We start from the raw sequence: 13,049 nt of genomic DNA on the forward strand, positions 1-13,049 counted from the left end.
CCGGCGCTTTCGTATCCACTACCGTCACGTTCACATCCGTACTATAGGTTGAGTACGTCACACTCGTTACCGTTGCTTTTGCAGCTCCCGGCTTCAAGCCGGTAATAAGTCCTGTTGCGCTTACGCTTGCCTTGTCGTTACCGCCTGACCAAGCTACCTTCTGGTCTACGGTTGTAGGCTGGACCGTCGCTTGGACCTGTACCGATTCCCCCGCTTCCAGCTGCACGACAGGCTTATCTACGATGATGCCAGTTGCTCCTTGCTCTGGCTTAGGCGGAGCAGCTGTATCAGCCCACAGTACGCCTGAAATCTTCGGATTCCAGTTATCCGTTCCCCCAAGGGTAGACTGAATAGTGAACTGGGCTGCCTCCGATGGGTTCAACTGCTTCGACCATGTGTACCGCTTGTCCGCATTAGCTCCAGGTCCTTTGCTTGCATACTCTGCATATCTTGCCGTAGCTTCATTTGCAGTATTTCCCCAATTGTTCCAACCGTTTGGCTTGATGTGCTCACCTATTGTATTGTTAATATAAGTAACACTGGCATTCGGCCGCCACGGTCTTCCCAGCTCAACTTGTGCCGTTATGCCAGGCTCCGCTGTCAAGGTGCTATTAATAAATACATAGCCCGGTTGACCTTCAGCAGATGAGGCTGCCGTCACATAGCCAGGAGCTCTGCTGTGAAGAATGGAATTCTCAAACACAGCCGGAGAGCTGCCAAAAATAAAATCGACGCTGCCTGCAATATAACTATCTACAAAATACTGTCTGCCTTTATCAGCAAACAACGTGTCTTGGTAACCGAGCAGCTTCACATTGCGATATATGCCACGATCCCCTTCGGCATACAGTGCAACCGCTTGACCCGCTGTGAGTCCCGCGCTGTTTTCAATCGTCATATTTTCTAATGTAAAATCGGTTCCGCCGGCTCTTAGTGTGTAGCTGCCGTTTGTGCCGAGCTCCGTTCCATTCGGACCAGGGGTTTTGGCCGAATCACCGTTTACCAATACGGTACCTTCCCGACTTTCCCCAATCATGGTGATCATCTTCTTGAAAGCATTAATGTACAGCTTCTCATGATAGATCCCATTTTTTACACGGATGATCGTAGGGATGGTGCTATTATCAGGTACCGCATTAACAGCCTCGGTAATGGTAGCGTAATCTCTCGGATCAGCTGCATTTTGTGAGACCCGTATTACTTTTGCAGGTATAGCTTTAACCGGTACGGACGTATAGCTCGATCCTTTATCATTGATCGCTGTAACCGCATAATAATAAGCGGTCCCTAAATTCAAACCTGTGTCTGTCAATGTCGGGCTTGTTACATCGCTGCCCACTACAGTATAAGGTCCTGATTGGCTGGTGCTCCGAACTACTTGGTATGAAGAAGCCCCGCTAACAGGACTCCAGGTCAATTGGACCTGACCGTCCCCGGCTTCGGCCTTCAGGCCTGTCGGTATCTCCGGCTGTCCAAAGACTGCCCCCGGTTTTATAGCAACAACAGACGATTCCATGCCGGCTGTGTTCGAACCTATAGCGGAAACCCTGTAATAATACGGGGTTCCGTCCGTGAGATTCTTATCCGTATAGCCTGTTCCTGTTGCATTAGAGGTCAACACCGCATAAGTACCATCTGGAGAAGACGAGCGTTTCACCACATAATGATCAGCCCCTGGGATGGAAGACCATTGAAGCATTACTTGACCGCTTGACGCTTGAGCCGTCACTTGCGGCGTTTCCAGCGGAGCATAGGCCGAAGCAATAATCGGTGCCGAGTTGGCTCCCTCTCCTCCCACATTAGTTGCCGAAACAACATAGGTAGAAGGCGTATTATTGTTCAGTCCTCCTACACGGTAGGAAGTTCCTGTAATGTTAGTTGCGACCACTTCAAAAGACCCTGGCGGGTTGATCGCTCTTTTCACCGTATAAAAATTCACATTGTTCATGGCATTCCAGCTTAAATCAATCTGTGCATTTCTCGATTCCGCTTTTAGTCCACCAGGTGCAGATGGCTTCTCCGCTGTTTCCGTCGGCGTTACCTGCACTTGATTGGAATTGCCCGTTTCTCCTCCAACTCCATTAGCCGTAATAATGTAGTAATACGTCGTATCGTTGGTCACCGTATTATCGATATAAGAGCTTCCGGTTACATTGGCTTTAATGACGGTATAAGGTCCACCGCTTGTCTCGCTTCGCTTAATGTTATACGAGTCCGCGCCCTGAGGCTCGGTCCATGTCAATTCAACAGCGCCATTGCCTGGTAACGCCTTCAGTCCTTTTGGAGTCGCCGCCGGTTCAACGTATACTTTCATATTATCGAAATAGAAGCTTCCGTTTCCTCCTCCAGGCGTTTTGGACAATATACGTCCTATTCCGTAATCCTTGAATTTGGTTGTTGTAAAGTCAAAGGTTTGTACGAAGGCATTGTCGATATAAATATCGACCTTATCCGCTGCTACATTAGCCACCAGTTTCATGTTGTGCCAGGTCTTAGTGCTTTGCGGAGGGTCCATCAGCTTATAATAGTTGCTGCTGCCTTTATTATAAGTTAAAGTATATGATCCTGAAGCTGCAGGCAGGGTCGGCTTCCTGACTTCGATAGCAAAAGCTGTCTTCGATCCATCTGCATTCTGCACTTGAAGCGGTACCGAGGTTCCGGACTCTTCCGGGAAATAAAAATCCGTATCAATGATCACGGTCCCGAATTGAGGGGTGAACTTTCGGATAAATTGAGTATTCACATTGCTTTTGTCATACAAATACAGCGCTTTGCTCGATGAATTCCCTGTTGAATCTGCCGGTACTCCTGAAGCTACCACTTTATTTAGGGATGTTTGCGGAATTGGCGTTATTTCATAATTCGCTGGTGTTGTGTCCAAAGCGACGTTCTCAAAATCTTCATCCACGTAGTAAATCGGTTCTGGCTCTCCCGTTGGCTCTACGCTGACCTCGGATGAATTAAAGCTTTCACCCTTGTTGTTCACAGCACTGATTACATAGTAATAAGCCTTCCCAGGCGTTAGCTTTGTATCCGTGTAACTTGTACCCGTAATGCTGGTTGCCATAGTAGTATAAGGCCCACCCGGTACGTCGCTGCGCTTCACATTATAGGAAGCTGCCGAAGCGTCCTGGTCCCATGCAAGTGAAGCTGCTTTATCCCCTGCAGTGCCCTTAAGACCTGTTGGTTCTGCCGGATAGTCTGCATCCAAAGCATGGATTTCCACGCCGCTAAAGCGGGATGTATTGTATTTGTCAATCTCGTTATCGGCTTTGGAAGCATCTGCTGCTAAGCCATAGAATACCTCATCTGCCATATCGATAGTAAGGGTTCCAATTTTTTGCCAGTTTACCAAGTCGTCCGAGATGAGTCCTGTAAAGTGATCCCCAAGCCGAACCAGTTTCACCCAATAAGGCGTGCTGATGAACGTTTCCGGTTCAATTCTGGTTGAGTTTCCTCCCGTTGAGGAACGGCTGATCATGACCCCTTTTTTACCCATTTTTACATAAGGAATGGAGAGGAAAGCCATTTTGGAGGAAGGATCAAGCGATTCGCGAATCATCACACCCGCTTCCGCGTTATCATCCGTACCAGTGACCTGCTCTACCCTGGCAATAATTTCGCCATTACCGCTTTGCTTTTGATAAGCAAATTGAAAAGCATCCGCTGATCCATCGATATCTCCAGCCGATTTGACTGTAAGTGTCTTGGAATCAGCACCTAGCTGGGTATGCCCCTTAATTCCTACATTTCCGATATCCTGTGTTTGCCATGACCCCAACGATCCTGTCGTATTGACATGTACCGTCACATTATCGGATTGTGTCCCAACACCGGTATTATCGATAGCGCGAGCGACCACATAATGTGTTCCATCCTCCACATTGGTCCAATTATAGCTATACGGGGCTGTATCAGCCTCGCCGACCTTCGTTCCGTCAATAAAAAATTCGACTTTGGCTATACCGTCCTTATCGCTTGCTGTTGCATTGATCAATACATCGCTGCCAGCTTCCTTGATGATATTGTTTGCCGGAGAAGTGATGGCAGCTACCGGGTTGTCGGTATTGCTGCCGGAAGCATTTCCTTTTACAACCAAATCATTCAAATATACTTCAAGATTCGTGTATCCTTCAGGAGAAAGCGTTGTCAAATTACGGTCATTCGGATCCGAGGAGGAAAGTCCGTGTGCCGCTTCCCAAGCATCATCTATTCCATCTCCGTCATTATCTACAACCGAAGAGAGAACCTCCGGGTATTCGGCAAAGCCTCCCACTTCTTTCGGTGAATTAATATGCTGGCCGGTTCTGTTCTTGACGTCGTTGATAACCCGAGCATCGATAGCATCCCGTTTGGGCAATGTAGCACCCACATTTGCCAACACATTGACATAGGCATCCTGGGCTGGCTCCGGAACATAGCCGGCAACATCGGCTCTGGTGGATTGTTTAGAAGATGACGGATCGATTACGCTTAGAATACCTTTCCAGTTATCCGAGGTAACGCCCGGATCTCCATCCATATAATTGCCGTTAATGTACATTTTGCTGTCGGGAATGACCTCGGTGAACAATACGTTACGAACATTGCGGTAAGTATTCGGACCATATTTGTAGTAGTTATGATCGAGATTGTAGAAGCCCTCCCCGCCTCCGTATGAGGAAGCAAAGCCCCAGTTATAAATGACATTGTTGGTTGCATCCGTTATATCTAGCAGCTGCTTTATGGTAGGAAAACGCGGATTACGGCTTACGCTGTGAGCGATCAAGTTATGATGGAACGTAGCGTTATTTCCACCCCATATGCCGCCATAGCCGTGACGTCCTTTATGATGACTTGTCATCAGCATACTTTCTTCCGAAATGGACCATTGCACTGTTGTATTTGTATTTTCATAAAGGCTGACTACTTCATCAACGGACCAGCTAAACGAACTATGATCAATCATAAGGTCCTTGTGATAGCGTACCCCGAATGAATCATCCTCACTTGCATAACGATCTCCTAAACGAAAACGCATATAGCGAATGATAACGTTGTCCGCTTCGATGCTCGTCGTATAATCACTTACTGTGATACCATCTCCCGGAGCTGTTTGTCCTGCAATGGTAAGATTGGAGCCCAATATTTTGAGGGATTCCTTAAGATGAATCGTACCGCCGACACGGAACACAATCGTACGGTTGCTTTGACTCACCGCGTCCCGCAAGGATCCGGGAATAGGCGGCTCGTTTTTTTTATAGTCGGCCAACGTATTAACGACGTACACCTCTTGGCCTCGTCCGCCGGACGTATATTTGCCTCCGCCTTCCGCTCCCGGAAATGCGGGCAGCTTCGCAGCAGATGTGTCAGCAAACACTTGAACAGGTACGAACGTGGCCATCATGGCTGCGATCAAAACAGAACTTAAAGCCTTCTTCAAGACACTTCTCCTCCTAAGTAACCATTGTTAGCACTTGCTTGTTTAAAATGGATGCGGTTACATCTTGTTGATCTTAAACAAAACCGATCCGTGCCAATCACCTCCCGGATATTGGATTCCCCACCTGACTATACTTGGAAGCGCTTTTAATCCTATTCGAACCTCTACGAACCGATTATGCTCCCATAACGCATGCATAGCTATACCTACAAGATAACTTCATGCCGAAACGGTGCGATTTTGGTCCCAAACCTGCTGAGATAGCTTGTATTTAACTCCAGATACGCTAAACTTAACCATATGGGAATCCGCTTGAACATAGAGTTCAAACTAAAAAACATCCTATCCGAGCTGGACGGACCTGGATGTTTCAACTGTTATTTGGTACCTTATCTCTTCTGACTTCTCTCGTAAGCTTCCTTATACTCTTGAGCCATCCTCTCGCCGCCAGCTTTTTTCCACTTCTCGATTTCCGCTTTCCAACCCGCTTGGTCAAGTTTACCCATAATGAATTTGGTCTCAGCATCGCTTATGATTTGCTCCAGCTCTTTGCCTCTTTCGGAGAAGGTAGCGGAGTCCAGCGTCAACGCTGGGTTAACGACGATATATTTCTCATTTTCTTTCGTAATTTGAACGTTTCTACGGAATAGATCCGTCTGCTTCATCGGTTTTGCTATATTATAGCTTTCGTTACGCTGCGGCAGCGTATCACGGTATGGCTTAACCTCTCTCGCATCTGCTTCCGAATTCAAGGGTACGGTGAATTCGCCTTTATCTCCCCAATGCCTGCCTTCAACTCCTTTGACAAGCAATGTCGCCATCTGAGGATCCATTAATTTATCGATGAAGGTCAACACCTTTTTCAGCTCATCAACCGATTTCACAGTATCCTTAGGGATTGCCAGAAAACCGGCATTACCGCTTTCTCCAGGCAGTCTTCTGCCATTAGAACCTTCTACGGCAGAGGCATCGACAACAGCCGTGGGAGCGGCCTTCACCAATTTTTCCTGCATGCTCTGCGCGTTGCCACCAGAAATACGGATAGCCGTACGGCCCGATTCGTATACTTTATCAATTTCGGTAGCATCAACTACCGCGAAATCCTGATTAATCAGCTTCTCTTCGTACAGCTTACGGAACAGCTTCATCGTATCGAAGAAAGGTTCTGTCATGAATTCGGGAATAAAGCTGCCATTCTCAACCTTCCATTTGTTGGGTCCCCCCTGAGTAACCGATATGCGAGTCAAGGTTGACGAGGCATCCTGGTTATATCTTTTGTCCAGCATGAATCCGTACGTATCGTCCTTGCCATTTTTGTCAGGATCGCCTTTGGTCATTATTTTGATCACATTGTACCAGTCATCGAGGCTTTGGGGCAGCTTCAAGCCTGCAGCATCAAACCAATCCTTGCGATAATGGACGGCAGCTCGACCCAGCTCGCGGAATAAGGGGACACCGTATATTTTCCCGTTTACAGCAATGTTGTCGTAGAATTGCTGATTTTGGGAGGACAAGTTTTTGTATTCTTTTAAATAAGGACCGATTTCCCAGAACAAATCCGATTTCAGCGTACCTATGATTGTAGGCGTATAATTCAGCTTAATCAGCTTGGGCAGCTCGTTAGAAGCGATCATCACATTCACTTTCTCATCGTAGCTGGAGGTAGGAATCCATTGAATTTGCAAATCTGTATTCGTATAAGCTTTAATCGCTTTTTCCATTTCGTTATCCTTGGGTGGAATTTCTCCCACTTGATTCACTACTAAAGTCAGAAGATACGGTGCATCGGCAGCATCCACCAGCATACCTTTCTTTCCTTCGGATGCTTCATCGCCGCCGCATGCCGATAATACGGAGGACAACAGCAATACAGAGCCCATTGTTAGTGCCAAGTGCTTCTTCCCCATCTTTGAACCCTCCATTATACCGTATTGTTTCAATCGGATGCGTCGGCTATAGTCAGCTAAGATCTAATCCGTCTCATAAACCTCTATTCCCGCCAAGATAAAAGGAGAAACAGCTTTCGGATCGTCGTGAACGATGTTCTCACCAATATAATAGTTGTAAGAGCCGTCGCGGTAAGGGTTCCCCCCCAAGCCTGCAACGCTGTTACATTGAGTTAAATGAACGAGCCCTTTTTCATCCTCAATGACCAAATGATCCAGCAAACCTTGGTAGCCGCGCACTGCATTTTCCAAGGCTTCGCTGCCTAGCAGCCCAAGACGAGTGCCTTTTGCCAACGCATAAATGAACATGGAGGTTCCCGACGATTCCAGATAGTTGCCTTCCCGTCCGGCTTGGTCCAATACTTGCGGCCATAAGCCTGTAACTTTACACTGAACCCTGCTCACTGCTTCAGCAAGCTTCTGCAGCACAGACTTCACTTCCTCTCGTTTAGGGAGGTCTGACGGCAAGCATTCTAGAACATCCACCAGAGCCATCATGTACCATCCCATGGCACGGCTCCACACATGGGGCGATCGGCCTGTACCTGGCTCAGCCCACTGCTGTTGAAGCGATGAGTCCCAACCATGGCGCAGCAGCCCGTTCTCTTCATCGCGTGTCTTCTCTTCCACCAGCAGAAGCTGATGGGCAGCCTCATCAAGCCAAGCCGTGTCTCCTGTCAAAAGTCCGTAACGTGCCATGAATGGCGAAGCCATATAAAGTCCATCAAGCCACATTTGCGATGTATAACCCTTTTTATGCCAAAAGCCGCCTTCTTCGGTTCGCGGATGTCCCTTCAGTTGAGACATTAACCGCTCTATCGCTTGGCGATACTTGTCCTCTCCTGTTTTCTCAAGAAGAAGGAACAACAGCTTTCCTTGATTGATTTGATCCAGGTTATAGTCTTCTACCTTGTAATTGTGGATCGTACCGTCATTTAGTACGAACAAATCCATCATTTCCTGGATATATTGCAAGTATCGCTCATCACCGGTTTTCTTATAGCAGGCTTCCAGAGCCCGGAGAAAACAGCCGTTTTCATAGTGCCACCGCTTGGTCAGGAATCCGCCTCCATCCGATTTTTGATAACGAGCCATGAATTGTCTAGCCCAATGCAGAGGATCGGCCATCCGATTATTTTTCCTTAACATAGTCTTTCCTCACCTTTCTATCCTTTAACGGATCCTAGCAAAGCACCTTTGGTGAAATGCTTTTGTAAAAACGGGTATACCATCAAGATTGGCAGCGTTGCAAACACAATAACCGCCATACGAATCGTCAAAGGCTGAATGTCTGCCTCATCCATGCTCGTGTCTCCGATTCTGCTTTGCGCCATAATAACAATCTCGCGCATCAATACTTGAATCGGCCATTTGGCGTTGTCATTAATGTACAGCACCGCGTTGAAAAACTGATTCCAGTGTGCAACCGCATAAAACAAGGCTAAGGCAGCCATCGCCGGCATTGACAGAGGAAGTACAATTCGAGACAGCACTCCGACGTCGTTACTGCCGTCCATTTTGGCTGCTTCCTCCAAATCGTCAGGAATTTGCGAGAAAAAGTTTTTCAATACGATCAGGTTAAACGCGCTAATGGCGCTTGGTATCATGAGAGACCATAGTGTATTGGTCAGTTGCAAATTTTTCACAACGAAATACGTTGGAATCAAACCGCCTCCGAACAGCATCGTAAACAAAACTCCCAGTATAATGATGCGTCGGCCTTCCAAGTGCCGCTTGGATAGAGGGTAAGCCATTAAAACCGTAAACAGCAGGTTAATGAAAGTTCCCACGACCGTGATATAGATCGACACAAGCATGCTTTTTACCAACGTATTCGTGGAAAAAATATACCGGTAGGCTGCAAAGGACCATTCCTTCGGAAAGAGGAGTATCCCTCCTTTTGCCACTTCATGCGGGCTTGTCAAGGAAACTGCAAGCACGTACAGAAAAGGCAGCACGCATACTAATGCGGTAAAAGTCAGCACAATATAAATAATCCCATCGATGATTCGATTGCCTGCCGTTTTGTCGTAAACCATTGAGCTGATCCCCCCATACTGACGGCAAGTCTGCTTTAATAGACACCTTCTTGCCCGAATCTTTTCGCAAGCCAGTTCGAGCCGAGTACAAGCAGCAGGCCGGCAGCCGATTTGAACAAACCAACCGCCGCACTATAGCTGTATTGAGCTTGGGTCAAGCCTTTTACATACACGTAGGTATCGAATACTTCACCAACCTCGCGATTCGTCGGAGCCAGCATGAGGAAAATAGGCTCAAAGCCCGAGTCCAGGAAATGTCCGAGGCGAAGTATCAGCAGGATGCTGATGGTATTCCGAATCGCTGGAAGCGTAATATGCCACAACTGACGCCAGCGTCCCGCCCCGTCGATACGCGCCGCTTCATACAGCTGCATATCTACGCCGGACAAGGCTGCCAGGAAGATGATGGTACCCCACCCTGCTTCCTTCCATATGGATTGAGTCACGATGATCGCCCTGAACCATTCCGGTTCAAGCAGAAAGGCAATTTTTTCTCCCGAGATCTTATAAATCCATTCATTCACAATACCGTTCTCCGTTGTCAGCAGCATGTAGAAAATCCCTGCGACGACAACCCATGATACGAAATGCGGGATATAAACGAACATTTGCACGAAGCGTTTAAACCGTTCCGAACGAAGTTCATTTAGCATAAGGGCCAGTAGGATCGGCAGCGGGAAGAAAAAAATCATGTTATACAACGCAAGCACAACCGTATTCCGGAACAGCATCCAAAATTGAGGCTCTCCGAAAAAACGTTCAAAATGCTTTAAGCCTACCCAGGGGCTATGTTTGAATCCGAGATAGGGCTTATAATCCTGGAACGCCATCATGATGCCGTACATCGGAACATATTTGAATACTATGAAATAAACGATTCCGGGCAGCAGCATCATATACAGCCATTTGTCCCGAATTACATTTCTAACCCGTGCCCTCGCAGAGATGTACCAGGCTTTCATTTCTCTCCGCCCAGCGGGCAATGTCGAATCCATCTTCATGTGGGCTTCCCCCAGCTCCGTGATGTCCCCATTATCCGACGCCTGCCGATGTATTGCTATAACTAGCATTTAACTCTCTTGGCGCGATAACGTTAAGATAAACGGATAGCTGGAACCGATTCGACAATAGTCTGCATATAACTTCATCATGCCTCTAAATAAAACTTGCAGGGCATTTAGTTATCTCAGGCATATGCGTGCTGCGTAGATTCCACTGAGAGCCTGTTCTACGGATGCTCCTTATCCAGCAATTCTCTATATTGTCCGGGTGTCGTACCGAATGTTTTACGAAAGGTACGAATAAAAGCACTAATGTTCTTATATTGAAGCTTCTCGCCGATTTCGGAAATTTTCATTGTCGTTGTCTCCAGCATGACCTTCGCCATATTCATTCGGTATTCGGACAAGTAATCGCTGAACGAAATACCCATTTCTTTTTTGAATACTCGGCTTAAGTAAACTGGGTGAAAATTCAACTTTGCTGCACACGACTCCAATGATATTTCTCCGTCATACAGATCGTGGATCATTTTGACGATACGGTCAGCAATGTTTATATACTGGGTATCCGCCTTCTCCGAAAGCATTTTGATAATCGGAGCAAACAGTCTGGACTGGAACCAAAGAGCAATTTCCTCTCGGGTTTGCAGCTTCAATAAACGTTCAACCGCACTTTCCCCATCTAATATTTTCCTTACGGAAACTCCTTGGTCTTGAACAATATGCAATACTCGCGACATGAGCTGAACAAGCAATATATGATGCTCATTCATAAAGCCGTCTTTATTCAGAACAGACGATAAATACTGGTTAAAGATATCTACGGCTTTCTCCAACTTAACCTCCTGAAGCGCTTGGATAAGCTGGTCCTCCATCAGCTTCAAATGAGCATATACGGCAGATTCAACCTCTTCGTTGTTCTCGATATCCTCGTAATGAGCAATAATATCGGGGCCTAGACTTATTCTGCATTTCAAGGCAGCCATACTTTCACCGTAAGCTTTAACCGTTTCTGATAATTGGCTGAATGCTCTGCTGATCCCGATGCTTACCTGAAGCTGTAAATACTGTTCTACCTTCGACTTAATCAATTCCGCACACTGATACAAATAGGCCTTCAATTGTTCCGGTTCTTCGTTTGCTATTGCCAGCAAAGTGACTTGGGAGGTACCGAGCAGTATTGGGCTGAACCTTGTCCCTGCGGGCAGCAGCTCCCCTACGATATTATTGACAGCGAATAAAAGCAGCTCCCGATCCTGCTCCTGATACCTCGTATCCTGCAGATTATCGATTTGTAACGTAAGCACACCCAAACGCTTCCATTCCGTTGGGAACCCGTACAGCTCGGAACGATAGACAATATCGCCTTCAGAAATTTGGTCTGTGAACAGCTTCAGCACAAAAAATTCCTTCAAATGTCCGGATTGCCCCTGCATCTGCTGCTCCAGACGGCTGCGGGACACAGCCAACGTCTCTATGCTTTCCTTGATGTATTCCAGCTCATCCCTTTTTATGCCTTCATGCGGAGAATACTCTGGTTCGATCTTTTGAGTTAATTCAAGCAAATTGCGTATCGGCGAATACATGCGTCGGCTTCCGAAATAGCCGATGATTAAAACAATGATGAGTATAAATGCACATGCAGCAGCTGTAAGTATGGCGATTTTTTTCGTATCCTTTGTAATCTCAGCAATTGAGACTACGGAGACATAGGTCCATCCGTTATAACCCGACGCCCGGTATAGTACGGCAACTTCCTTCCCATTCAGCTTAGCATTGAGAAACCCCTGCTTTTGCGGCAAGCTGCCAACCTGTTCTAGGACAGTACGGTTAATATCTGCATAAGCTGTTTTTTGTTCAGAGGATGACAAAAAAGCTTGGCCTGTTGAATCCAAAATATAATTACTATTGCTTCCCGGGATGCTATTCGGCGTTAGGATGGATCGAATGTCAGCCGCAGCTATCTGAATAATGAGAAGCCCTCTCGGCGTGTTCGTTCTCGGCAGCAACGGAATTTTCTCAACCAGACTGACCGTATCCAGTGTCTTGGTCTGACCTGACTTCGGAGAATGGACGGGAGCATCTTCATCGGACGAGTCTCTTGAAGGGGCAGTCCACTTCGTCGTACTCCAGAACATGCTAGCCGGATAGGCGGCATAGTTGAGAAATTCACTTTTGTTTTCATACTCGCTTAATTTCTTCATGACCCCGAGGTTCACGGCCCAATCCTTTTCCAGGTTCACAAGATAAGCCTGTTTGATAACGGAGGTGGACTGCAAATTAGTCAGCTCGGTGGTAAGCTCCCTTACCTGTATGAAATCTTCACCTGTAAGAGATCCGTTCATAGCCGCTTGCACTAAAGATGAATTAGCCAGCTGAGTTGCAGACATCTCTAATGATTTCAACATTTGCTCAACCCTCATTTGGGTTTGCAGCAGCAGCTGCATATTGCCCTCATTGACCTTTTTCTCCATATCCTGCGATGCCATATAATAAGAAACAAGACCAATAAACACGGTTGGCAGCGCCCCGAGCAGAAGACTGAAGCTAAGCAGCCGCACTAAAAATTTGGACATTTTCTATATCCCCTTCCCTTGCGGTGCAACCGTTTGTTCGAGCATAAGTAGGCCGTTTCATTGTC

At 46.9% G+C, this 13,049-nt stretch carries 6 protein-coding genes; all 6 read right to left on the reverse strand.

Translation table 11 applies throughout. From position 1 onward, the window contains the following. The coding region (locus tag BP97_RS39380) for a pectinesterase family protein (RefSeq protein WP_064745690.1) at positions 1 to 5,422 on the reverse strand (5,422 nt) is incomplete at its 3' end. A gap of 389 nt (positions 5,423 to 5,811) precedes the next feature. Further along, positions 5,812 to 7,329 (reverse strand): extracellular solute-binding protein, encoded by a 1,518-nt coding sequence (locus tag BP97_RS0112585; RefSeq protein WP_231506289.1) that lies wholly within the window; start codon positions 7,327 to 7,329, stop codon positions 5,812 to 5,814. A gap of 63 nt (positions 7,330 to 7,392) precedes the next feature. Next, positions 7,393 to 8,517: a glycoside hydrolase family 88/105 protein gene (locus tag BP97_RS0112590; protein ID WP_231506290.1), complete on the reverse strand. Its 1,125-nt coding sequence runs from the start codon at positions 8,515 to 8,517 to the stop codon at positions 7,393 to 7,395. A 17-nt stretch (positions 8,518 to 8,534) separates the two neighbouring features. Beyond that, positions 8,535 to 9,407 (reverse strand): carbohydrate ABC transporter permease, encoded by an 873-nt coding sequence (locus BP97_RS0112595; protein WP_028549422.1) that lies wholly within the window; start codon positions 9,405 to 9,407, stop codon positions 8,535 to 8,537. A 35-nt stretch (positions 9,408 to 9,442) separates the two neighbouring features. Further along, entirely contained in the window at positions 9,443 to 10,369 is a 927-nt protein-coding gene (locus BP97_RS0112600; RefSeq protein ID WP_231506296.1) for an ABC transporter permease, read from the reverse strand. A gap of 266 nt (positions 10,370 to 10,635) precedes the next feature. After that, a complete protein-coding gene (locus BP97_RS0112605; RefSeq protein WP_028549424.1) occupies positions 10,636 to 12,984 on the reverse strand; it encodes a helix-turn-helix domain-containing protein in 2,349 nt (782 codons plus the stop codon). Positions 12,985 to 13,049 lie beyond the last annotated feature (65 nt).

The organism is Paenibacillus sp. UNC451MF (assembly GCF_000686845.1).
Lineage (GTDB): Bacteria > Bacillota > Bacilli > Paenibacillales > NBRC-103111 > Paenibacillus_S.

What these genes read in the sequence shown, in the direction of transcription:
- BP97_RS0112595 (WP_028549422.1), bottom strand. Translation starts at nt 9,407, where the DNA reads ATGGTTTACGACAAAACGGCAGGCAATCGAATCATCGATGGGATTATT.
- BP97_RS0112605 (WP_028549424.1), bottom strand. Translation starts at nt 12,984, where the DNA reads ATGTCCAAATTTTTAGTGCGGCTGCTTAGCTTCAGTCTTCTGCTCGGG.
- BP97_RS0112600 (WP_231506296.1), bottom strand. Translation starts at nt 10,369, where the DNA reads ATGAAAGCCTGGTACATCTCTGCGAGGGCACGGGTTAGAAATGTAATT.
- BP97_RS0112590 (WP_231506290.1), bottom strand. Translation starts at nt 8,517, where the DNA reads ATGTTAAGGAAAAATAATCGGATGGCCGATCCTCTGCATTGGGCTAGA.
- BP97_RS0112585 (WP_231506289.1), bottom strand. Translation starts at nt 7,329, where the DNA reads ATGGGGAAGAAGCACTTGGCACTAACAATGGGCTCTGTATTGCTGTTG.